This window comes from Nocardioides panacisoli, assembly GCF_039537325.1.
GTDB classification, from domain to species: Bacteria; Actinomycetota; Actinomycetes; order Propionibacteriales; family Nocardioidaceae; genus Nocardioides; species Nocardioides panacisoli.
This window is the reverse complement of the sequence record NZ_BAABAH010000007.1, coordinates 101,159-124,493: the sequence shown is the minus strand read 5'-3', so window position 1 is coordinate 124,493 and position 23,335 is coordinate 101,159. Positions and strand designations below refer to the sequence as shown.

Genomic DNA, 23,335 nt, shown 5'->3' with positions numbered 1-23,335 from the left:
GAACGAGCTGCGCCGGAGCGAGGCACCGCAGGGGTCATGCGAATCGAGCAAGGCATGAGCCGTCGGATCCTCGGAGGCCTCGCCAGGATCGGGCTGCTGGTGGCGGGACTGGTCGCCCTCGGCCTGGCCTGGGAGGGCTACAAGGCCTGGGCGCCGGCCGACGGCGTGAGCGTGGCCGGCGTACGGATCCTGCCGCGCACCAACGACGCGGCGATGCCGCACCTCTCCGCGGTGTGGAACGTCCTGCACGAGGAGCAGGTCGCGTCGGGCGGCGCGATCAGCTTCGGTCCGCGTCCGACCGTGCTGCACGGCCTCGTCGACGCCTGTTCCAACACCCTCGGCTGGGCGGCGGTCGGCCTGCTCATCGGGCTGCTCGTCGGCGCCGCGCTCGCGATCCTGATGGACGCGCTGTCGGTGGCCGAGCGGGCGCTGCTGCCCTACGTCGTGCTGTCCCAGACCGTCCCGCTGATCGCCCTGACGCCGATGCTCAGCCGGTGGGGCAACGGCTGGGGACTGCTCGGCTGGGAGTGGACCAAGGCGACCTCGGTCGAGGTGATCGCCGCCTACCTCGCGTTCTTCCCGGTCGCCGTCGGGCTGCTGCGCGGCCTGAAGTCGCCGAGCGCCGTGCACCGCGACTACTTCACGGTGACCGCCGCCGGGTGGTGGCGGACCCTGGTCCGGCTACGACTGCCGGCCGCCGTGCGTCACCTCGTCCCGGCACTGCGGCTCGCCGCCGCGGCCGCCGTCGTCGGCACGATCGTCGCGGAGATCTCGATCGGGCAGCCGGGCGGGATCGGGATGCGGATCCTCGAGTACTCCCAGGTCACCGGGAACTCGGCCAAGCTCTACGCCGCAGTCGCGGGTGCCGCAGCGCTCGGGCTGCTCGCAGCGGCTGCCGTGACCCTCGTCGACCTCGCGCTCTGGCGCTACCACCGAGCAGGAGCACCCTCATGAGCGCGCCCGCCGTCACCGCGGTCACCTCGGCCGTCGAGATCACCGGCGTCACCAAGACCTTCACCACCCGCAGCGGGCCGGTGCACGCACTCACCGAGATCGACCTCAGTGTCGCGAAGGGCGAGTTCGTGTCGCTGATCGGCCCGTCCGGGTGCGGCAAGTCGACGCTGCTGCGGCTGATCGCCGACCTGCTGCAGCCGACGGACGGCACGGTCATGGTCAACGGGAAGACGGCGCGGCAGGCGCGGCTCGACCAGGACTACGGCTTCGCGTTCCAGCAGGCCGGCCTGCTGGACTGGCGGACCGTCCGGGCCAACGTCGAGCTGCCGCTGCAGCTGCACGGCGTCGGCCGGTCCGCCCGGCGGGCCCGGGCCGAGGAGCTGCTCGCCCTCGTCGGCCTCGAGGACTTCTCCGGCCACCGCCCGGCCCAGCTCAGCGGCGGCATGCAGCAGCGGGTCGCGATCGCCCGTGCGCTCGCCGAGAGCCCGACGCTGCTGCTGATGGACGAGCCGTTCGGCGCGCTGGACGAGATGACGCGCGAGCGGATGCAGGGCGAGCTCGTGCGGATCGCGGGTGAGACCGGCGCCGCCGTCGTGTTCGTGACCCACTCGATCCCCGAGGCGGTCTTCCTCTCCCACCGGGTCGTGGTGATGTCGCCGCGCCCGGGCCGCATCACCGAGGTGGTCGAGGTGCCGATCGGCGCTCGCACCGAGGACACCCGGGAGGACCCGGCCTTCTTCGCGGCCGTCACCGCCGTCCGCGAGGCGCTGCGTGGCCGTCCGGCCGGCGACGTCGCCGAGCGGCTCCGCGACGTCCGGGGCGCCCTATGAGCTCGGCCAAGGCGTGGGCCCGCGTCGGGCTGCCACCGATCGTCTTCGGGTTCCTCTTCCTGGCGGCGTGGGAGACCTTCGTCAAGGCGGCGAACATCCGTGCCTACGTCCTCGCGTCGCCGACGGCGATCCTCGGCGAGGCCAACGACCGGTTCCACAACATCCTGGTGGCGACCGAGCACAGCGGCCTGAACGCGCTGGTGGGGCTGGCCGTCGGGACGGTGCTCGCCGTGCTGGCCGCGGCCCTGTGCGCGCGGGTCCAGGTGCTCGGGCAGGCGTTCGCCCCGCTGGTGGCCGCGCTCGCCGCGGTCCCGATCGTGTGCCTGGCACCCATCCTCAACAACATGTACTCGCTGACGTCGACGCTGCCCCGCCGCGAGGTCGTCGCGATCAGCGCGTTCGTGCCGGTCTTCATCAACACCCTGCGCGGGCTGCAGCACCTGGCTCCCGTGCACGAGGAGCTGATGGCCAGCTACGCCGCGACCGGCACCGACGTGCTGCGCACGATCCGGATCCCCGGGGCGCTGCCGCACTTCTTCACGGGGCTGCGGATCGCCGCGTCCCTGGCGGTGATCGCGTCGGTCGTGAGCGAGTACTTCGGTGGTCTCAAGGACGGCCTCGGGTCGCGGATCACCGACAACGTGAAGGCCACCGACTACCCGGCCGCCTGGGCCTCGGTTCTCGGTGCGGTGGTTCTCGGGCTCGCGTTCTTCGTGGCGGCGCTCCTGATCGAGCGACTCGTCCTCGGCCGACAGGCGGCCGGCATCACCTGACCCACCCAGCCCCACCCAGCCCCACCAGCCCCACCCAGCAAGGAGAAACCACATGCAACGAACCGGTGTCCGAAAGCTCGCCGCGGCTGCTGCCGTCTCGGCGCTCACCCTCGCCGGCCTCGCGGCCTGTGGCGACGACAGTGGAGGCGACTCGTCCTCCGGCAGCAGCGACCTGACCAAGGTCACCCTGCAGCTGCAGTGGGTCACCCAGGCCCAGTTCGCCGGCTACATCGAGGCGCTCGCCCAGGGCTACTACGAGGACCAGGGGCTCGACGTCGACATCGTCCCGGCCGGCACGGACACGGTCCCGCAGCTGACCGTCGACGACGGCGGCTCGGCCGACTACGCCATCGCCTGGACCCCGAAGGCGCTGCAGTCCCGCGAGCAGGGCGCCAACATCACCAACATCGGCCAGGTCTTCCAGCGCTCCGGGACGCTGCAGATCTCCTTCAAGGACTCGGGCATCAACAGCGTCGCCGACCTGAAGGGCAAGAACGTCGGCTCGTGGGGCTTCGGCAACGAGTTCGAGCTCTACGCCGGCATGACCAAGGCGGGCCTCGACCCCGCCAAGGACGTCAAGGTCGTCCAGCAGGCCTTCGACATGAACGGCTTCCTCAACGGCGACATCGACGCGGCGCAGGCGATGATCTACAACGAGTACGCCCAGGTGCTCGAGGCGACCAACCCGGACACCGGCGACCTCTACACGCCCGACGACCTCAACGTCATCAACTGGAACGACGAGGGCACGGCGATGCTGCAGGACGCCATCTGGGCCAACACCACGAAGCTGCAGGACCCGGACTACCAGAAGACGACGGTGGCCTTCCTGACCGCCAGCTACCAGGGTTGGATCGCCTGCGCCCAGGACCCGGAGCAGTGCCGTGACGACGTGGTCGCCGCCGGCTCCGAGCTCGGCGCGAGCCACCAGCTGTGGCAGATGAACGAGGTCAACCAGCTGATCTGGCCCAGCCCGGACGGCATCGGGATGATGGACCCCGACGCCTGGAAGCAGACGGTGCAGGTCGCGCTGACGACGCAGAACGGCGACGGCGACACCGTCATCACGAAGGACCCGGACGCCGACGCCTACACGACCGACTACACCGAGCAGGCGCTCGAGAACCTCAAGGGCATGGGGCTGGACACCACCGGCGCCGACTACCAGCCGATCGACGTGACGCTGGAGGAGGGCGGCAAGTAGCCGCCGGCCCAAACCGGCCGGGTGGCGCGGAGCGTGGGGCCCGCGCCGCCCGGCGTACCGAACGAGAAGGAGCAGGACCGATGACGGACGAAGACCTCGACGCGCGAACGCTGGACCTGGACCGGCAGCACGTCTTCCACTCCTGGAGCGCGCAGGGGTCGCTCAAGCTGATGCCGATCGCCGGCGGCTCGGGCACCAAGGTGTGGGACCACGCCGGCAACACCTACCTGGACTTCTCCAGCCAGCTGGTCAACGTCAACATCGGCTACCAGCACCCGGCCGTGGTGGCCGCGATCCAAGAGCAGGCCGCGTCGCTGGTGACGATCGGGCCCGCGACCGCGAACCTGACCCGGGCGGAGGCAGCGAAGCGGATCGTCGCGCGCGCCCCCGAGGGCTTCTCCAAGGTGTTCTTCACCAACGGCGGCGCCGACGCGGCGGAGAACGCGATCCGCATGGCGCGGTTGCACACCGGCCGCGACAAGGTGCTGTCGACGTACCGGTCCTACCACGGCAACACCGGCGCTGCGATCACCGCGACCGGCGACTGGCGGCGGGTGCCCAACGAGTACGCACGTGGGCACGTCCACTTCTTCGGCCCCTACCTCTACCGCACCGAGTTCTGGGCCACGACGCCCGAGCAGGAGTGCGAGCGAGCGCTGCACCACCTGCGCCGGGTCGTGCAGGCCGAGGGTCCTGCGAGCATCGCGGCGCTGCTGCTCGAGACGATCCCGGGGACGGCAGGCGTGCTGATGCCGCCGCCCGGCTACCTCGAGGGCGTGCGGGCGATCGCCGACGAGTTCGACCTGCTGCTGATCCTCGACGAGGTGATGGCCGGCTTCGGCCGGACCGGGGAGTGGCTCGCCCTCGACGCCTACGACGTCCGCCCCGACCTGATCACGTTCGCCAAGGGCGTCAACTCCGGCTACGTGCCGGTCGGGGGAGTGATGATCAGCGACCCGATCGCGGCGACCTTCGACGAGCGGGTCTACCCCGGTGGGCTCACCTACAGCGGGCACCCGCTCGCGGCCGCCTCGATCGTCGCGGCGCTCGACGCGATGGAGTCCGAGGGCATCGTCGAGAACGCGAAGACGATCGGCGCCAAGGTGCTCGGTCCGGGGCTCGCCGAGCTCGCCGAGAAGCACCGCGTCGTCGGGGAGGCGCGGGGGGTGGGTGTCTTCTGGGCGCTCGAGCTCGTCGCCGACCCCGACACCCGCGAGCCGCTGCCGGCGGCTCTGGTCGGCAAGGCGAAGGCGGCGCTCGTCGAGCGCGGGCTGCTGCCGTTCGTCACCGACAACCGCATCCACGTCGTACCGCCGTGCGTGGTCACCGAGGACGAGGTGACCGAGGCACTGGCGACCTACGACGCCGTACTCACCCTGCTGGACGAGGAGATCTCATGAGCACCGCCGTTCTCGATCACTGGATCGCCGGCCGCACCGATGCCGGAACGTCGACCCGTACCGGGCCGGTCTACGACCCCGCCGTGGGCGCCGTCTCCAAGGAGGTGCGGTTCGGCTCCGCCGACGACGTCGGTCGGGCCGTCACCGTGGCGAAGGAGGCGTTCGCGAGCTGGGGTCGTACGTCGATCGCCAAGCGGCAGACGGTCATGTTCGCGTTCCGCGAGCTGCTCAACGCGCGCAAGGACGAGCTCGCCGCGATCCTGACCTCGGAGCACGGCAAGGTGCTCGGCGACGCGGCCGGCGAGATCGCGCGCGGGCTCGAGGTCGTGGAGTTCGCCTGCGCGATGCCGCACCTGGCCAAGGGCAGCTTCTCCGCGTCGGTCTCGACCGACGTCGACGTCTACTCGATCAAGGAGCCGCTCGGCGTGGTCGGGCTCATCACGCCGTTCAACTTCCCCGCGATGGTCCCCATGTGGTTCTTCCCGATCGCGATCGCGTGCGGCAACACGGTGGTGCTGAAGCCGAGCGAGAAGGACCCGAGCGCGGCGAACTGGATGGCCGAGCTGCTGAAGGAGGCGGGTCTGCCGGACGGCGTCTTCAACGTCGTGCACGGGGACAAGGAGGCGGTCGACGCGCTGCTGACCCACCCCGACGTCGCGTCCATCTCGTTCGTGGGGTCGACGCCGATCGCGAAGTACGTCTACGAGACCGGGACCTCGAACGGCAAGCGGGTCCAGGCGCTCGGCGGCGCGAAGAACCACATGCTGGTGCTGCCGGACGCGGACCTCGACCTGGTCGCGGACTCCGCGGTCAACGCGGGGTTCGGCTCCGCGGGCGAGCGGTGCATGGCGATCTCGGTCGTCGTCGCCGTCGACCCGGTCGGTGACGAGCTGATCGAGAAGATCCGGGACCGGATGGGGAAGCTCGTCATCGGCGACGGCCGGCGCTCGTGCGACATGGGCCCGCTGATCACCAGGGAGCACCGGGACAAGGTCGCGGGCTACCTCGACGTCGCGGAGGCCGACGGTGCGGCGGTCGTCGTCGACGGGCGTGGCGTGGACGTGGACGGCGAGCCGGACGGGTTCTGGCTCGGGCCGACGCTCGTGGACAAGGTGCCGACGAGCTCGAAGGTCTACACCGACGAGATCTTCGGGCCGGTGCTGTCGGTGGTGCGGGTGTCGTCCTACGCCGACGGGGTCGAGCTGATCAACTCCGGTCCCTACGGCAACGGCACCGCGATCTTCACCAACGACGGCGGCGCTGCCCGGCGGTTCCTCGGGGAGATCGAGGTCGGGATGATCGGCGTGAACGTGCCGATCCCGGTGCCGGTCGCCTACCACTCGTTCGGCGGGTGGAAGGCCTCGCTGTTCGGCGACGCCAAGGCGTACGGGCCGCAGGGGGTCGACTTCTTCACGCGGGAGAAGGCGGTCACGTCGCGGTGGCTGGACCCGTCGCACGGCGGGATCAACCTGGGGTTCCCGCAGAACGCCTGATGGTTCGCGGGTCGCGTCGGGCTCCGGGCCTGCGGTCCGGATCCCGCCGGACGGGCGGCGGCGTCGCCTGCTGGCGGGCAGGTCCCCTACAGTCGCCGCGTGGCTGATTCTGAGCGGGTCTTGATCACGGGGGCGGCGTCGGGGTTGGGGGCGGCGCTGGCGGATGCGTGGGCGGCGCGGGGGGCGCGGGTGCTGCGGACCGACCGGGTGGAGGCCGACGGCGTGCGCCGGCTGGACATCACCAGCGACGAGGACTGGGCCGCGGCGCTGGCCGAGGTCGAGTCGTCGTGGGGCGGGCTGGACGTGCTGGTGAACAACGCGGGCGTCGCCGGGGGCGGGCGGCTGGACGTCGCCGAGCTCGACGAGTGGCAGTGGATCTTCGACATCAACCTGTTCGGCGCGGTGCGGGGGACGCGGGTGTTCACGCCGCTGTTCAAGAGGCAGCGCGGCGGGCGGATCGTGAACGTGGCGTCGCTGGCGGGGCTCGTGCACCCGGCGGGGATGGCGTCCTACAACGCGGTGAAGGCCGCGGTGGTGGCCCTCACCGAGACGACCGGGCACGAGCTGGCGTCGTACGGCGTGACGGCCCACGTGGTGTGCCCGTCCTACTTCCGCACCGCGCTGATGGACTCCGTCCGGGGACGGGACACGGCACTGGCCGGGGTGATGGCGCGGCTGGTCCAGGACGCGCCGCTGGGGGCCGACGAGATCGCCGCGGCGGTGCTCGAGGGGCTCGATCGCGGCGACGAGGTGATCCTGCCGGACCCGGCGGCGCGGGCGGCCTACGGGCTGAAGGTGAGCGACCGGGCCGCCTACGACCACGTGATGCGGGACCAGGCGAAGAAGCTGGACGGTGTCGCCGGTGAGTGAGGAGAGCCGCCCGGTCCGCGAGGAGGACGCGTTCGACGTCGACGCGGTCCAGGAGTGGCTGGACCGGGTCGCGCCGGGAGTCGGGCGGATCGGCGACGTGCGGCAGTTCCCGGGCGGCGCGTCGAACCTGACCTACCTGCTGCGGCTCGCCACCAGCGAGGGCGGCGAGCGGGACCTGATCCTGCGCCGGCCGCCGACCGGCACCAAGGCCAAGGGTGCGCACGACATGAGCCGGGAGTACCGGATCCAGCACGCGCTCGGACCGGTGTTCCCCTACGTGCCGCGGATGATCGCCTACGCGTCGGAGGAGGGGTCGCCGATCGGGTCTGAGCTCTACGTCATGGAGCGGATCGACGGGATCATCCCGCGCAAGGACTTCCCGGTGGAGGTGACGCCCGAGCAGGCCTCCGCGCTCTGCGAGGCCGCGATCGGCGTCCTCGTCGAGCTGCACGCGGTCGACGTCTCCTCCCTGCCCGACCTGGCGTCGATGAGCAAGGGCGAGGGGTACGTCGCCCGCCAGGTGGCCGGCTGGACGGGACGGATGGCGAACGCCCGGACCGACGACACCGGCGACTGGTCGGACATCACCGACTGGCTCGACGCGCACCAGCCGGCCGACGTCGGCCAGGTGATGATCCACAACGACTTCCGCTTCGACAACCTGGTGCTCGCTCCTGACCTGAGCGCCGTGCTGGGCGTGCTCGACTGGGAGCTCGCGACGGTCGGCGACCCGCTGATGGACCTCGGCTCGACGCTGGCCTATTGGGTGGAGCCCGGTGACGACGAGTTCTTCCTCGCGTTCCGCCGGCAGCCGTCGACGGTGCCGGGGATGTGGACGCGGCAGCAGCTGATCGACCGGTACGCCGAGCTGACCGGGCGCGCGATCAGGCCGGAGCAGTGGCGGTTCTACGAGGTGATGGGCCTGTTCCGGCTGGCCGTGATCGCGCAGCAGATCTACTACCGCTACTTCCACGGCCAGACCACGAACGAGGCCTACGCGATGTTCGGGCCGGCCGTCGGCTACCTCGAGCAGCGCTGCCGCTCGCTCCTCGCGCAGTAACCGCGTGTCCGACCAGGTTGCCAACGCAGCTGTAGCGACCGGGCTCGGCTCGGTCGTCGCGGTGCTGCTGCTCGTCCCGGTCGCGGCCTTCGAGTACCGCCGCGACGGCAAGCTGGGGCCCGGCGACCTCGCGATCCTGCTCTCGGGCGCGGTCTACGGGCTGGCGCTGTGGACCTACACGCTGCTGCCGATGCCGAAGACCGACCACTACCACTGCAAGGGCAGGCAGACCACGCCGTTCGGGACGATCCGGACGATCGGTTTCCAGGACCGGCACGGGATCGTCTGGCTGGTGCACGACCCGGCGTTCCTCCAGGTCGCCCTGAACGTGCTGCTGTTCGTGCCGCTGGGCTTCTACGTGCGCAAGCTGCTCGGCCGCGGGGTGGTCGTCGCGACGGTGCTCGGGTTCGGCATCTCGCTGCTGATCGAGACGACCCAGGCGACGGGGGACTGGCACCTCTTCGGCTGCGCCTACCGGAAGTTCGACGTCGACGACCTGATGGTCAACACCCTCGGCGCGCTGGCCGGCTCGCTGCTCGCCGCGCTCGTCGTCCATCACCGGACGGGCAGGATCGTGCTGCCCACGCACATCACCTACGGCCGCCGCCTGGTCGGCATGGTCAGCGACGTGCTGTTCGTTGCGCTCACCGGTGCGGCCGTGGTCGTCCTCTGGAAGGCCGCTTTCCACTACGGCCTGCAGCACGGCTACCGGGCCATCGACGAGGACCTCCGCACGGTGCTGCAGTGGGGCGCGCCCGGCGTGGCCGAGGCCGTGCTGGTGCTCGGCTTCGGGCGGACCTTCGGCGAGTGGGTCGTGTCGGTCCGGGCCGTCGCCCGGCGAAGTCGCCTGACGCCGGTCTCCCGGGTCGTGAAGCTGGCCGCCGGCGTCGGGCCGATGCTGGTCGTCGGCTTCCTCGCGCCCTCCTGGTCGACCGGGGCGCTGCTGGGCTACGCGTTGCTGACCGCGGCCGTCGCCCTGCCGACCCGCGAGCACCGCGGGCTCTCGCACGTGGTGGCCGGCATGGACCTCGCGATCGCGGGCGACGAGGATGGCGCCTGATGATCACCGTCGACCCGAACGCCGCGGAGCCGCCGTACGAGCAGATCCGCGCCGGCTTCGTCGCCCTGATCGACCGGGGCGAGCTGCGGCCGGGCGACCGGCTGCCGACGGTCCGTCAGCTCGCGCAGGACCTCGGTGTCGCCGCCAACACGGTCGCCCGCGCCTACCGCGAGCTCGAGGAGACCGGCCGCATCGACACCCGCGGTCGCTCCGGCAGCTTCGTCGCGGGTCGCGGGGTCGACCGCGAGGCCCGCGCCGCGGCCCGTGCGTACGCCGACCGGGTCCGTGAGCTCGGCCTCGACCCGGCTGAGGCGCTGCGGCTGGTGCAGCGGCTGCTCGAGCCCTAGATCAACCGCTTGAGCACCGGCAGCGGGGCGTGCCTCATGACCGGGGCGAGGGCGGCCCAGGGCAGGGGCGGGACGCAGGCGTCGGCGACCTCCTTCTCGATGGCGGAGACCATCGCCCGCACGCCCTTCTCTGTGGAGGCCATCAGCGGCGTCCCCTGGTCGACCTTCTCGTTCATCTCCGAGCGGATGTAGCCCGGGTAGAGCACGGTGACCTTGACCCGCTTCTGCAGCTTGGTGCCGTAGAGGTCGGCCCGGACCCCCTCGGCGAGGCTGGCGACACCGGCCTTCGTGGCGGCGTACGTCGTGATCGAGCCCGGCATCCCGCGCAGCGCCGACATCGACGACACCATCACGAGGTGGCCGGACTCCTGGGCGCGGAAGATCTCCATCGCGGCCTCGGTCTGGGCCAGGGCGCCGACGAAGTTCGTCATCGCGGTGGCGAGGTTGGCGTCGAACCGGCCGGTGCCCAGCCGCGCGCCCTTGCCGAGCCCGGCGTTCACGACGACCCGGTCGATCCGGCCGAGCTCGTCGCGGAAGGAGCGGAAGGTCTCGAAGACCGCGTCGTGGTCGGTCACGTCCAGCGCGCGCACGGCGACCCGGATGCCCTCGTGGTCGCTCTCCAGCTCCGACCTCAGCTCCTCGAGCCGCTCGGTGCGGCGCGCGCAGAGCGCGAGGTCGTGGCCGAGCGCTGCGAACTGGCGGGCCATCTCCGCGCCGAGCCCGCTCGAGGCGCCGGTGATGAGGATCGTCTTGGTCATGGGGGCGAGTCTGCCGCAGGCGGCAACATAAAGTCAGTCTTGACTGTTTGTTTCTCGGCAGACATGCTGACCCGGTGACCGCCTCGACCTCCGCCCGCGTGCCGCAGGAGGAGCGCACCCGCGCGATGCGGCAGCGGCTGATGGAGGCGGCGTTCGAGCTGCTGGTCGAGAAGGGCTACGGCGGCACCACGACCACCCTGGTGTCCGAGCGCGCCGGTGTCAGCCGCGGTGCGCAGCTGCACCACTTCCCGACGAAGACCGACCTCGTCGTCGCCACCGTCATCCACGTCACCGAGCGGCGGGCCGAGGAGATGCGGTCCGCCACCGCGTCGCTGCCCAAGGGCCAGAAGCGGACCGAGGCGGTCGTCCGGATGCTCGGCGAGCTGTTCACCGGTCCGGTGTTCAGCGCCGCGCTCGAGCTCTGGGTCGCCGCCCGCACGGACCCGGCGCTGCTGGAGGTCGTCGCGCCGCTGGAGTACCGCATCGGCCGCGAGACCCACCGGCTGACCGTCGAGCTGCTCGGCATCGACGAGTCGCAGCAGGGAGCGCGCGAGCTGGTGCAGGGCACCCTCGACCTGGTCCGTGGCCTCGGCCTGGCCAACACGATCAACGACGACGCCAAGCGGCGACGCCGGATCCTCGACCAGTGGGCGCGCACGCTCGATGCCGCGCTGCACCCTGCCGGACGGAAGGACGACGAGTGAGCAACGACGTGTTCGAGGGGGTCCTCGCCGACCTGACGACCGAGGGCGACCGGCTGCGGTCCGCGGTCGCCGGCCTCGACGAGGCCGGCTGGGCCACCCCGACCCCGGCCGAGGGCTGGACCGTCGCGACCCAGGTGGCGCACCTGCTCTGGACCGACGAGGTCGCGGCACTCGCGGCGAACGCCCACACGCCCGAGGGCAAGGAGGCCTGGGACGCAGTGGTGCTCCAAGCGATCGAGGACCCGACCGGGTTCGTCGACGCGAGCGCGCTGGCGATCAGCGGCAGCACCGCTCCGGGGGACCTGCTGGCACGCTGGGACGCCGCACGCGCCGGCCTCGGGGACGCCCTGCGCGCCGTGCCCGACGGGCAGAAGATGCCGTGGTTCGGCCCGCCGATGTCACCCACCTCGATGGTGACCGCGCGGTTCATGGAGACCTGGGCGCACTCGCTCGACGTCCACGAGGCGCTCGGCCTGGACCCGGAGATCACCGACCGGATCCGGCACGTCGCCCACCTCGGCGTGCGCACCCGCAACTTCGCCTTCGTCAACAACGGCCTCGAGGCGCCGGCCGAGGAGTTCCGCGTCCAGCTGGTCGCGCCGAGCGGCGAGACCTGGGCGTGGGGTCCCGAGGACGCCGCCCAGACCGTGACCGGATCCGCCTACGACTTCTGCCAGCTGGTCACCCAGCGGGTCCACCGCGACGACACGGACCTGGTCGCGACCGGGGCCGACGCGGACAGGTGGCTCGACATCGCCCAGTGCTTCGCCGGGCCGAGCGGCGAGGGAAGGGACCCGCGGTGACCCTTCGAGACGCCTCGTCCCTCGGCTCCTCAGGCGCCGGCGTGCTCCGGGTGGCCAACTGCTCGGGCTTCTACGGCGATCGCCTGTCCGCGCTGCGCGAGCAGCTCGAGGGCGGCCCGGTCGACGTCATCACGGGCGACTACCTGGCCGAGCTGACCATGCTGATCCTCGGCAAGGACACCTTCCGGGACCCCGACCTCGGGTACGCCCGCACCTTCCTTCGCCAGCTCGAGGACACGCTCGGCACCGCGCTCGAGAAGGGCGTCCGGATCGTCTCCAACGCCGGCGGCCTCAACCCGGCGGGTCTCGCGACGAAGGTCCGCGAGCTCGCGACCGGCCTCGGCCTCGACGTCGCTGTCGCGCACGTCGAGGGTGACGACCTGCGGCCGGAGGGCCTCTTCGAGGGCGCGCTCACGGCCAACGCCTACCTCGGCGCGTTCGGCATCGCCCGCGCGCTCGATGCGGGCGCCCAGGTCGTCGTCACCGGCCGGGTGACCGACGCGTCGGTCGTCGTGGGCCCCGCGATCGCTCACCACGGCTGGACGCCGACGCAGTACGACGAGCTGGCCGGCGCGGTCGTCGCCGGTCACGTGATCGAGTGCGGGACCCAGGCCACCGGCGGCAACTTCTCCGGCTTCCGCGACCTGATCGAGGCCGGCGCCCCGATGGACCGCCCGCTCGGCTTCCCCATCGCCGAGATCGCCGCCGACGGCTCCAGCGTGATCACCAAGCACGAGGGGACCGGCGGCGCGGTCACGATCGACACGGTCACGGCGCAGCTGCTCTACGAGATCCAGACCACGCGCTACCTCAACCCCGACGTCACCACCCGGCTGGACAGCATCCGGCTGACCGACGACGGGCCGGACCGGGTCCGGATCAGCGACGTGACCGGCTGCGCGCCGCCGAAGCGGCTCAAGGTCGCGGTCAACACCCTCGGCGGGTTCCGCAACCAGATGGAGTTCGTGCTCACCGGGCTCGACACCCGGGCCAAGGCCGAGTGGGTGCGCGACCAGCTCGAGGGGCAGCTCACCGCCGCCGAGGTGAGCTGGCGGATGGGCACCGCTCCGCAGGGGGACTCCGAGACCGAGGAGGGCGCGTCGGTCCTGCTGCGCTGCATCGTCAAGGACCCGCAGATGGACCCGGTCGGCAAGGCGTTCACCGGCCCCGCCGTCGAGCTCGCACTGGCGTCCTACCCGGGCTTCACGATGACGGCGCCGCCGGGCAAGCCGTCGCCGTACGGCATCTACACACCGGAGTACGTCGACCGCGACGTCGTCGAGCACGTGGTGGTGCACGCCGACGGCACCCGCGAGACCATCGCCGACCCCACCGAGTTCGTCGAGGACGTCGCGCCCGAGGAGCTCGACCCCGACCTCGGCCGCCGGCCCTCGCCGTTCCCGGCGCCCCCGGACTCGATCACCCGACGGGTGCCGCTCGGATCCTTCGTGCACGCCCGCTCGGGCGACAAGGGCGGCGACGCCAACCTCGGCCTGTGGGTCAAGCACGACGGCTCGCCGAAGTACGAGGCCCGCGCCAACTGGCTCGCCAAGCTGCTCAACCCCAAGAAGGTCCGCGAGCTGATCCCCGAGGCGCTCGACCTCGACGTCGACGTCTACCTGCTGCCCAACCTCGGCGCGGTGAACGTGGTCGTCCGCGGCCTGCTCGGCAAGGGGGTCGCCGAGTCCACCCGCTTCGACCCGCAGGCGAAGGGGCTCGGCGAGTGGGCCCGCGCCCGCACCGTGCACGTCCAGGAGGACCTCGTATGAATCACCCCACGAACTTCTTCTCCCCCCATCGGGCCGGAACCGACCGCGGTCCTTGCGGAATACGCCTCCGAACAAGTTCGCGGGGACCCCGATGACGACCTTCGACCACGGCTGGAGCGACGACCAGCTCGCCCTCAAGCGGTCGGCCATCGAGTTCACCCGACGCGAGGTCACGCCCCACCTCGACCAGTGGGAGAGGGACGGCGAGCTCCCGCGGGAGCTGCAGAAGAAGCTCGCGCACGCGGGGCTGCTCGCCGTCGGAGTGCCCGAGGAGGTCGGGGGTGACGGCGGCACGCTGCTGGACATCTGCGCTCTCCAGGAGGGCTTCATGGAGGCCGGCTGGTCCGGCGGGGCCATGGCGTCGGCCTTCACCCACGGCATCGCGATCCCGCACATCGTCCAGCGGGGGTCGCAGGAGCTGATCGACACCTACGTGCGCCCAGTCCTCTCCGGCGACATGATCGGCTCGCTGGCGATCACCGAGCCCGGCACCGGCTCCGACGTCGCCGGGATCACCACCCGCGCGGTGCGCGACGGCGACGACTGGGTGATCAACGGCGCGAAGACGTTCATCACCTCCAGCGTGCGCGGCGACTTCGTGACCACCGCGGTGCGCACCGGCGACGACGGCGCGCACGGCATCTCGCTGATCGTGGTGCCGAAGGGCACGCCCGGCTTCACCGTCTCCCGCAAGCTCGACAAGATGGGCTGGCTCGCGTCCGACACCGGCGAGCTGTCCTACGAGGACGTGCGGGTGCCCGCGACCAACCTGGTCGGCGAGGAGAACAGCGGCTTCTACTACATCGCCGACAACTTCGTGACCGAGCGGATCTGGCTCGCGCTGATGGGCTACGGCCACGCCCTGCGCTGCCTGAACCTCGCCGCGGACTACTGCCGCACGCGGGAGACGTTCGGCAAGCCGCTCGTCGCGAACCAGGTCGTCCGGGCGAAGCTCACCGAGATGCACCGCCAGGTCGCGATCGCTCGCTCCTACACCCTCGAGGTGGCCCGCCGCTACGAGGCGGGCGAGCAGGTCATCGCCGAGGCGTGCCTGGCCAAGCAGACCGCGGTCGACACCGCCGTCTGGGTCGCCGACCAGGCCGTGCAGCTGCACGGCGGCATGGGCTACATGCGCGAGTCCGAGGTCGAGCGGCACTACCGCGACGTCCGCCTGCTGCCGATCGGCGGTGGCGCCACCGAGGTGCTCACCGACCTGGCGGCCCGACTCCTGGGGTATGCGAAGTGAGTGACGTGACGGAACGCCGCACGGCGATGCTCGAGAAGATCGAGTCGCTGCACGCCGAGCAGGCGAAGGCGGTCGCGGGTGGAGGGGAGAAGTACGTCGCCCGGCACCGCGACCGCGGGAAGCTCACGGCACGCGAGCGGATCGACCTGCTCGTCGACGAGGGCTCGGCGTTCCTCGAGCTGATGCCGCTGGCCGGCTGGGGCAGCGACTTCAAGGTCGGAGCCAGCCTGGTCACCGGCATCGGCGTCGTCGAGGGCGTGGAGTGCCTGATCGTGGCCAACGACCCGACGGTCAAGGGCGGCGCCCTCAACCCCTGGTCGTTGAAGAAGTCCTTCCGCGCCGCCGAGATCGCCGAGAAGAACAACCTGCCGTCGATCAACCTCACCGAGTCCGGCGGCGCCGACCTGCCCACCCAGAAGGAGATCTTCATCCCGGGCGGCCGCGGCTTCCGTGACCTCACCCGCTCCTCGGCGCGGAAGCTCCCGACCATCTCGGTCGTGTTCGGCAACTCGACCGCGGGCGGTGCCTACGTCCCGGGCATGAGCGACTACGTGATCATGGTCAAGGAGCAGGCGAAGGTCTTCCTGGCCGGCCCGCCGCTGGTGAAGATGGCCACCGGCGAGGAGTCCGACGACGAGACCCTCGGCGGCGCCGAGATGCACTCGCGGGTCTCCGGCCTCTCCGACTTCCTCGCGGTCGACGAGCGCGACGCGATCCGGCTCGCACGGCGTACGGTCGCCCGGCTCAACTGGCGCAAGGCCGGCGGCCAGCGCACCGTGCCTGACTACAACGAGCCCGACCTCGATCCCGACGACCTCCTCGACCTGATCCCCACCGACCTCAAGGAGCCGTTCGACCCGCGCGAGGCGATCCTCCGGATCGTCGACGGCACCGGGCCGGGCAACGAGGTCCCCTTCGACGAGTTCAAGCCGCTCTACGGCTCGGCGCTGTGCGTCGGCTGGGCGCGGCTGCACGGGCACCAGATCGGCATCCTCGCCAATGCGCGCGGTGTGCTGATGAGCGAGGAGGCCCAGAAGGCGGCGCAGTTCATCCAGCTGGCCAACCAGAAGGACACCCCGCTGCTGTTCCTGCACAACACGACCGGCTACATGGTCGGCGCGGAGTATGAGCAGGGCGGAATCATCAAGCACGGCGCGATGATGATCAACGCCGTCTCCAACTCGAAGGTGCCGCACCTGACGGTGATCATGGGCGCGTCCTACGGAGCGGGCAACTATGGCATGAACGGCCGGGCCTACGACCCGCGCTTCCTCTTCACCTGGCCGTCGGCGAAGTCCTCGGTGATGGGTCCGGCCCAGCTCGCCGGCGTGCTCGAGATCGTCGCCCGCCAGTCCGCGGAGTCGAAGGGCGAGGTCTTCGACGCCGACGGCTTCAAGGGCATCAAGGAGATGGTCGAGGCGCAGATCGAGGAGCAGTCGCTGCCCTACGTCCTCTCCGGGATGGTGTACGACGACGGGGTCATCGACCCCCGCGACACCCGCACCGTCCTGGGCATCTGCCTGTCCGTCATCGACAACCAACCCATCGAGGGCGCCATGAACTTCGGCGTCTTCCGCTTGTGAACGGGGCGACTGAGATGACCACGATCAACCGAGTCCTCGTCGCCAACCGCGGCGAGATCGCGCGCCGGGTCTTCGCGACCTGCCGCCGGCTGGGCATCGAGACTGTCGCGGTGCACTCCGACGCGGACGCGGCACTGCCGTTCGTCGCGGAGGCCGACGTCGCCGTACGCCTGCCGGGGAGCACGCCCGCCGAGACCTACCTCCGCGGCGACCTCGTCATCGAGGCCGCCAGGCGGGCCGGCGCGGACGCGGTCCACCCGGGCTACGGCTTCCTCTCCGAGAACGCCGAGTTCGCGCGGGCGGTCGCCGACGCCGGGCTGACCTGGATCGGACCGTCGCCGGACTCGATCGAGCGGATGGGCTCGAAGATCGAGTCCAAGAAGCTGATGGAGGCCGCCGGCGTGCCGGTGCTCGGCAACCTCACGGCCGACACGGCCACCGAGGCCGACCTCCCGCTCCTGGTCAAGGCGAGCGCCGGCGGCGGCGGCCGCGGCATGCGGATCGTGACCCGGCTCGAGGACCTGGCCGACGAGGTCGCCAAGGCCTCGGCCGAGGCGGAGTCCGCGTTCGGCGACGGGACGGTCTTCGTCGAGCCGTACGTCGAGAAGGGCCGCCACGTCGAGGTGCAGGTCGTGGGCGACGGGACCGACGTGGTCGTGTTCGGCACCCGCGACTGCTCGCTGCAGCGCCGGCACCAGAAGGTCGTCGAGGAGGCGCCCGCTCCGGGCCTGTCCGACGCGACCCGCGAGGCGATCCACGAGGCTGCGCGCGCCGCCGCGGCATCGGTCGGCTACGTCGGCGCCGGGACGGTGGAGTTCCTCTACGACCCGGCCAAGGAGTCGTTCTACTTCCTGGAGATGAACACCCGGCTCCAGGTGGAGCACCCGGTCACCGAGCTGATCCACGGCGTCGACCTGGTCGCGCTGCAGATCGCGGTCGCCGAGGGGCGTGGCGTCGACGCATCCGTTGGTCGAGTAGCCGCCGAGGAACGAGGCGGCGTATCGAGACCCACCGGGCACGCGATCGAGGTACGGCTCTACGCCGAGGACCCGTCGAGCGACTACGCGCCCCAGACCGGCCGGCTCCTGGAGCTCGACCTCGACCACGACCTGGAGTTCGGCACCGCGTTCGAGGGCGTCAGATCCTGCATCCGGCTCGACTCCGGTTTCGAGACCGGCAACGAGGTCGGCACGTTCTACGACGCGATGCTCGCCAAGGTGATCGCCTACGCGCCCACCCGCGAGCAGGCGGCGCGGGCGCTCGCGCGCACCCTGGAGAAGGCGCGCATCCACGGCCTCGTGACCAACCGCGACCAGCTGGTCGCGTCGCTGCGGCACCCGCAGTTCCTGGAGGCGGACCTCGCGACGTCGTTCTACGACGACCACCCCGGCACCAGGGAGCGCGCCGCAGCGGACGAGCTGCTGCCGTTCGCCGGGGCCGTCGCGCTCGCCGAGCACCGGCGGCTCGGCGCCCCGGTGCAGCGGCAGATCCCAGCAGGGTTCCGCAACGTCGTCGCGCAGCCGCAGTCGACCCGGTTCGCCGTCGACGGCGAGGAGACGGACGTGCGCTGGTACGGCGGCCGCGAAGGCTACTCGCTCGCCGAGGACGCCACCGTCGCCGTGGTCTCGGCGTCGCCGCTGGAGGTCGTGGTCGACGTCGCCGGCGTGACCCGCCGCTACCGCACCCGCGTCGTGGACCGGGCCGTCCTCGTGGACGGACCGCAGGGCGGTGCGACGCTGCACGTCGTACCCCGGTTCGTGGACCCGGCCGACCAGGTGGCCGAGGGTTCGCTGCTGGCGCCGATGCCGGGCAGCGTGATCGCGGTGCACGCCACCGTCGGCGAGGAGGTCGCCGAGGGCCGGCCGATCCTGGTGATGGAGGCCATGAAGATGCAGCACACCGTCGCCGCGCCCTACGCCGGCACCGTGACCGAGATCGCCGCGTCCGCCGGCGACCAGGTGGAGGCGGGCTCCGTGCTCGCCGTCGTCACCCCGACCGTGGGCACCACCGACACCGACAACGAAGCAGGAGAAGACGCATGACCGTCCCGTTCACCGAGTCGGAGGAGCGCCTCGCCCTCCGCGAGTCCGTCAAGGCGCTGGCGAGCAAGTACGGCTACGCCTACATGGCCGAGCAGGTCCGCAAGGGTGAGAAGACCACCGATCTCTGGAACGACTTCGGCAAGCACGGCTTCATCGGCGTCAACATCCCCGAGGAGTACGGCGGCGGTGGCGGCGGCATGGGCGACCTCGCCGCCGTACTGGAGGAGGCCGGCGCTGCCGGCTCGCCGTTGCTGATGATGGTCGTCAGCCCCGCGATCGTCGGGTCGATCCTCACCCGGTGCGGCACCGACGAGCAGAAGCAGAAGTGGCTGCCGGGCATCGCGAGCGGCGAGACGGTCGCCGCGTTCGCGATCACCGAGCCCGACGCCGGCTCCAACAGCCACCAGATCACCACCACCGCCCGCCGCGACGGCGACGAGTGGGTGCTCAACGGCCGCAAGGTCTACATCTCCGGCCTCGACGAGGCCGACGTCGTGCTGATCGTGTCCCGCACCGAGGACGCCAAGACCGGCAAGCTGAAGCCGGCGCTGTTCCTCGTGCCGACCGACGCCCCGGGCCTGGAGTTCCAGCACATCCCGATGGACTTCGTGGCGCCGGAGAAGCAGTTCTCGGTCTTCATCGACGACGTCCGGGTCCCGGCCGATGCCCTGGTGGGCGACGAGGACGGCGGCCTGTGGCAGCTGTTCGCGGGTCTCAACCCGGAGCGGATCATGGGTGCGGCGATGACCTGCGGGCAGGCGCGCTACGCACTGGACAAGGCCGTCGAGTACGCCAAGACCCGCAAGGTCTGGAAGGACGTCATCGGCACCCACCAGGCGATCGCGCACCCGCTGGCCAAGGTGAAGATCGAGCTCGAGCAGGCCCGGCTGCTGATGCAGAAGGCGGCGGCGCTCTACGACGCCGGCGACGACTTCACGGCCGGCGAGTACGCCAACATGGCCAAGTACGCCGGCGGCGAGATCGCCTGCAACGCGCTGGACGTCGCCGTCCAGACCCACGGCGGCAACGGCCTCGCCTCCGAGTACGGGCTCGGCAACCAGCTGGTCGCCGCCCGCCTCGGCCGGATCGCCCCCGTCAGCCGGGAGATGATCCTCAACTTCGTCGCCATGCACTCGCTCGGGCTGCCCAAGTCCTATTAGGCCGAGCGTGTCGCAGATCGAACGACACGCCGCCGGCCCCGCAGTCGATGCCCGCGCGGTGCGAGCCCGTCGGGCGGCCAGACCAACACCCACCGTTTAAGGAGAAACAGATGCCCGGACGCCGGTCCCCCTGGATGGACCAGGACCTCGACGACTTCCGCGACCTCGCGCGCACCTTCTGCGAGAAGGAGATCAAGCCCAACGTCGAGAAGTACATCGCCAACAAGCAGGTCGACCGCGACCTCTGGAACAAGGCCGGCGAGATGGGCCTCCTGTGCGCCTCGATCCCGGAGGAGTACGGCGGCGGTGGCGGCACCTTCGCGCACGAGGCGATCCTCATCGAGGAGCAGGCGCGCGTGACGGACACCTCCTGGGGCGCGTCGCTGCACAACGGCATCGTGGCCCACTACCTCCTGGCCTACGGCACCGAGGAGCAGAAGCAGGAGTGGCTGCCCAAGATGGCCAGCGGCGAGGTCGTCGGCGCGATCGCGATGACCGAGCCGGGCACCGGGTCGGACCTGCAGAACGTGAAGACCAAGGCGATCCGTGACGGTGACGACTACGTCATCAACGGCTCCAAGACCTTCATCACCAACGGTGCCCAGGCCGACATGGTGATCACGGTGGCGAAGACCAACCCCGAGGAGGCGGCCGCCGGCATCTCGCTGATCATCGTCCCCACCGACACCCCCGGCTTCTCCCGCGGCCGGGTGCTCGACAAGATCGGCATGAAGGGCCAGGACACCTCCGAGCTGGTCTACGAGGACGTCCGCGTCCCGGCGGCCAACCTGCTCGGGACCGAGGAGGGCCAGGGCTTCATCCAGCTGATGCAGCAGCTGCCCCAGGAGCGCCTGATCGTGGCTGTCTCCAACGTCGCGGCGATGGAGCTCTGCTTCGACGAGACGATGCGCTACGTCCACGACCGCCACGCCTTCAACAAGCCGATCTGGGGCTTCCAGAACACCAAGTTCAAGATGGCCGAGGTCGCCACCGAAGCCCGCGTCGCGCGGTCCTTCGTCGACGAGTGCATCGAGCTGCACCTGGAGGGCAAGCTCGACATCCCGACGGTGGCGATGGCCAAGCTCTGGTGCTCCGAGCGCGCCCAGAAGGTCGCCGACATCTGCCTGCAGCTGCACGGCGGCTACGGCTACATGAACGAGTACCCGATCGCCCGCGCCTGGGCCGACCTCCGCGTCTCGCAGATCTACGCCGGCACCTCGGAGATCATGAAGGAGATCATCAGCCGGTCCCTCCCGGCCCCGAGCTGAGCGGCCCGGGCTGACCGACACCAGCCGCGCCGTCGCGGCGTCTGCGCAGGTCGTAGGGGCCGCGACGGTAGGTTTGCAGGTGTGGGGGTCGTAGCCGACATCGACCGGACGCAACGACGCGTGCCGGCGCTCGGCATACCCCTGGCGGTGATCTACAAGTTCTTCGACGACCAGGGCAACTACCTCGCCGCGATCCTCACCTTCTACGCCTTCCTGGCGATCTTCCCGCTGATGCTGCTCGCGACGTCGATCCTGGGGTTCATCCTCGAGGGCCGGCCCGAGCTCCAGCACGAGGCGCTGAGCTCGGTGCTGGCGCAATTCCCGATCGTCGGCGACCAGCTCGGTCGGCCGGAGGGCATCCACGGCTCGACGGGCGGCATCATCTTCGGCTTCCTGGGTGCGCTCTACGGGGCGGTCGGCCTCGCGCTCGCCCTGCAGAACGTCCAGTCGGCGGCGTGGGCGGTCCCGCGCAACGTCCGCCCGCACCCGGTGCTGACCCGCTTCAACAGCCTGCTCATCCTCGCGGTGTTCGGGACGGCGATCCTCGTCATCTCGATCGGCTCGGCCATCCTCACCTCGACCCAGCTGGTCGGTGAGCTGTCGCAGCACGCCTGGTTCCACTGGCTCGTGCGGTTGGTGACGGTGCTGGTGCTCGGCTTCGCCCTGACGCTGCTGCTGCGGATGGCCGCCGCGCGCACGATCAAGCACAACGTGTCGACCTCAGCGCCCGGCGGCTTCACGATCGCGGTGCTCTGGCAGCTCCTGCAGTGGCTGGGCACGATCTACGTCACCCGGGTCTTCGACAGCGCGACCACGAACAAGATGACGACGACCTTCGCCGTGGTGCTCGGCCTGATGGGGCTCATCTACATCGGTGCCGTCATGGGCGTGCTGGGCATCGAGGTCAACGTCGTGCTGGCGAGGCGGTTGTGGCCGCGCGCGCTGCTGACGCCGTTCACCGACCAGGTCGACCTGACCGACGCCGACCGCAAGGCCTACGCGATGTACGCGCAGATGCAGCGGCACAAGGGCTTCGAGACGGTCGCGGTCCGGTTCGACGGCCGCGACGGCGACACGCACGAGATCATGCTCGACCCGCGGACCGAGAAGGTCATCAAGCAGCACATCCCGGGCAAGCCGCCACGGCCGGAGGCCGCCGACGAGCCGACTCAGCCGATGCTGCTGGACGAGGCGGACCTGCCGCCCGGGCTCAGGTCTCGCGGAGCAGCTCGCGGAGACCGCTGATCGTGCGGTCGTCCAGGCCGAGGCCCTCACGCAGGTAGGTCTCCCGGTCGCCGTAGAGCTTCTCGACGGCGGCGTACGCCGACCGCAGGTACCCGGTGTCGACGACCAGGGTGGGCTCGAGCACGCGGACGCCGTCCTCGCCGAGGTGCTCGCGGATGGCGTTCTCGACCGCGGCCCGGCTGGCGCCGGCGAACGCGTTGGTCAGCAGGTAGTCGCTCTCGATCGTCGCGTCGTCGACGCCGGCGATGTGCTGCAGCAGCGCCGCGGCCCACCCGGTGCGGTCCTTGCCGGCCGTGCAGTGGAACAGCTGCGGACCGCCCCTGGCGAGCTGGCGGAACAGCTCGCCGTACGCCGTCCGCGACGACTCGACCTCGACGAAGCCCGTGTAGACGCGGTGCATCACGTCGATCGCCGCCTCCCGCGACTGGAGGCTCGCGACCTCCTCCATCGGGATGCCGATCACGTCGAAGTGGTGCCACTCGGCGCCCGGGATCTCGGCGTCCGGGTGCCGGTCGATCTCCCCCTGGGTGCGCAGGTCGAGCACGGCGGTCAGGCCGAGCCCGGTCAGTGTCGAGTGGTCCTCGTCGGACAGCTGGAGCTCGTTGGACCGGTAGAAGACCCCGCGCCGCATCCGGGCGCCGTCGACGGTCGCGTAGCCGGTGCCCGCGACGTCACGGAAGTTGTCGGCCGACGCGAGCCGGAGCAGGTCCTCGCCCTCGGCGCCCTGGAACCTGGCGTCCGCGCGGAAGTCGGTCATGGACGGAGA

General features: G+C 71.0%; 21 protein-coding genes. 19 read left to right on the top strand and 2 right to left on the bottom strand.

Going from position 1 to position 23,335, the window contains the following annotated elements; translation table 11 throughout:
• Positions 1–54 precede the first annotated feature (54 nt).
• From ABD709_RS11860 to ABD709_RS11815, 10 genes are all read left to right on the top strand, one after another.
• The gene (locus ABD709_RS11860) at positions 55–954 is read left to right on the top strand and encodes an ABC transporter permease (protein ID WP_344775592.1); all 900 of its coding nucleotides are present in this window, start codon (positions 55–57) and stop codon (positions 952–954) included.
• Positions 951–1,784, top strand: coding sequence for an ABC transporter ATP-binding protein (locus ABD709_RS11855; protein WP_344775590.1), 834 nt, complete (start codon positions 951–953; stop codon positions 1,782–1,784). Before ABD709_RS11860 ends, ABD709_RS11855 begins: the two co-directional genes overlap by 4 nt.
• Positions 1,781–2,557: an ABC transporter permease gene (locus ABD709_RS11850; protein WP_344775588.1), complete on the top strand. Its 777-nt coding sequence runs from the start codon at positions 1,781–1,783 to the stop codon at positions 2,555–2,557. Before ABD709_RS11855 ends, ABD709_RS11850 begins: the two co-directional genes overlap by 4 nt.
• A 52-nt stretch (positions 2,558–2,609) precedes the next feature.
• On the top strand, positions 2,610–3,761 hold the full coding sequence (locus ABD709_RS11845) for an ABC transporter substrate-binding protein (protein WP_344775586.1): 1,152 nt from the start codon (positions 2,610–2,612) through the stop codon (positions 3,759–3,761).
• Between the two features lie 80 nt (positions 3,762–3,841).
• Positions 3,842–5,161: an aspartate aminotransferase family protein gene (locus tag ABD709_RS11840; protein ID WP_344775584.1), complete on the top strand. Its 1,320-nt coding sequence runs from the start codon at positions 3,842–3,844 to the stop codon at positions 5,159–5,161.
• The gene (locus tag ABD709_RS11835; protein ID WP_344775582.1) at positions 5,158–6,654 is read left to right on the top strand and encodes a CoA-acylating methylmalonate-semialdehyde dehydrogenase; all 1,497 of its coding nucleotides are present in this window, start codon (positions 5,158–5,160) and stop codon (positions 6,652–6,654) included. The genes ABD709_RS11840 and ABD709_RS11835 overlap by 4 nt, the downstream gene beginning before the upstream one ends.
• 99 nt (positions 6,655–6,753) lie before the next feature.
• On the top strand, positions 6,754–7,524 hold the full coding sequence (locus ABD709_RS11830; RefSeq protein ID WP_344775580.1) for an SDR family NAD(P)-dependent oxidoreductase: 771 nt from the start codon (positions 6,754–6,756) through the stop codon (positions 7,522–7,524).
• The gene (locus tag ABD709_RS11825) at positions 7,517–8,584 is read left to right on the top strand and encodes a phosphotransferase family protein (RefSeq protein ID WP_344775578.1); all 1,068 of its coding nucleotides are present in this window, start codon (positions 7,517–7,519) and stop codon (positions 8,582–8,584) included. Before ABD709_RS11830 ends, ABD709_RS11825 begins: the two co-directional genes overlap by 8 nt.
• A gap of 4 nt (positions 8,585–8,588) precedes the next feature.
• Positions 8,589–9,644 carry a VanZ family protein gene (locus ABD709_RS11820; RefSeq protein ID WP_344775576.1) on the top strand — a complete coding sequence of 352 codons (1,056 nt, stop codon included), beginning with the start codon at positions 8,589–8,591 and terminating at the stop codon, positions 9,642–9,644.
• Entirely contained in the window at positions 9,644–9,991 is a 348-nt protein-coding gene (locus tag ABD709_RS11815; RefSeq protein WP_344775574.1) for a GntR family transcriptional regulator, read from the top strand. Before ABD709_RS11820 ends, ABD709_RS11815 begins: the two co-directional genes overlap by 1 nt.
• Here ABD709_RS11815 and ABD709_RS11810 read toward each other — a convergent pair.
• Complete coding sequence (locus ABD709_RS11810) at positions 9,988–10,749, bottom strand: SDR family oxidoreductase (protein ID WP_344775572.1); 762 nt, start codon at positions 10,747–10,749, stop codon at positions 9,988–9,990. The genes ABD709_RS11815 and ABD709_RS11810 overlap by 4 nt on opposite strands.
• Positions 10,750–10,823: 74 nt before the next feature.
• On the opposite strand from ABD709_RS11810, the gene ABD709_RS11805 reads away from it, so the two are divergent.
• From ABD709_RS11805 to ABD709_RS11765, 9 genes are all read left to right on the top strand, one after another.
• Positions 10,824–11,453: a TetR/AcrR family transcriptional regulator gene (locus ABD709_RS11805; protein ID WP_344775570.1), complete on the top strand. Its 630-nt coding sequence runs from the start codon at positions 10,824–10,826 to the stop codon at positions 11,451–11,453.
• Positions 11,450–12,256 carry a TIGR03084 family metal-binding protein gene (locus tag ABD709_RS11800; RefSeq protein WP_344775569.1) on the top strand — a complete coding sequence of 269 codons (807 nt, stop codon included), beginning with the start codon at positions 11,450–11,452 and terminating at the stop codon, positions 12,254–12,256. Before ABD709_RS11805 ends, ABD709_RS11800 begins: the two co-directional genes overlap by 4 nt.
• Entirely contained in the window at positions 12,253–14,025 is a 1,773-nt protein-coding gene (locus ABD709_RS11795; protein WP_344775567.1) for an acyclic terpene utilization AtuA family protein, read from the top strand. Before ABD709_RS11800 ends, ABD709_RS11795 begins: the two co-directional genes overlap by 4 nt.
• A 91-nt stretch (positions 14,026–14,116) precedes the next feature.
• Complete coding sequence (locus ABD709_RS11790) at positions 14,117–15,271, top strand: acyl-CoA dehydrogenase family protein (RefSeq protein ID WP_344775565.1); 1,155 nt, start codon at positions 14,117–14,119, stop codon at positions 15,269–15,271.
• A 5-nt stretch (positions 15,272–15,276) separates the two neighbouring features.
• The gene (locus ABD709_RS11785) at positions 15,277–16,854 is read left to right on the top strand and encodes an acyl-CoA carboxylase subunit beta (RefSeq protein ID WP_425575119.1); all 1,578 of its coding nucleotides are present in this window, start codon (positions 15,277–15,279) and stop codon (positions 16,852–16,854) included.
• Positions 16,855–16,868: 14 nt separating this feature from the next.
• Complete coding sequence (locus ABD709_RS11780; RefSeq protein ID WP_344775563.1) at positions 16,869–18,896, top strand: ATP-binding protein; 2,028 nt, start codon at positions 16,869–16,871, stop codon at positions 18,894–18,896.
• A complete protein-coding gene (locus ABD709_RS11775) occupies positions 18,893–20,056 on the top strand; it encodes an acyl-CoA dehydrogenase family protein (protein WP_344775561.1) in 1,164 nt (387 codons plus the stop codon). Before ABD709_RS11780 ends, ABD709_RS11775 begins: the two co-directional genes overlap by 4 nt.
• 110 nt (positions 20,057–20,166) lie before the next feature.
• Positions 20,167–21,324 carry an acyl-CoA dehydrogenase family protein gene (locus ABD709_RS11770; protein WP_344775559.1) on the top strand — a complete coding sequence of 386 codons (1,158 nt, stop codon included), beginning with the start codon at positions 20,167–20,169 and terminating at the stop codon, positions 21,322–21,324.
• Positions 21,325–21,405: 81 nt separating this feature from the next.
• A complete protein-coding gene (locus ABD709_RS11765; RefSeq protein WP_344775557.1) occupies positions 21,406–22,569 on the top strand; it encodes a YihY/virulence factor BrkB family protein in 1,164 nt (387 codons plus the stop codon).
• On the opposite strand, the gene ABD709_RS11760 is transcribed toward ABD709_RS11765, so the two are convergent.
• A complete protein-coding gene (locus ABD709_RS11760) occupies positions 22,535–23,326 on the bottom strand; it encodes a tyrosine-protein phosphatase (protein ID WP_344775555.1) in 792 nt (263 codons plus the stop codon). The two genes, ABD709_RS11765 and ABD709_RS11760, sit on opposite strands and share 35 nt — an antisense overlap.
• Positions 23,327–23,335: the final 9 nt, after the last annotated feature.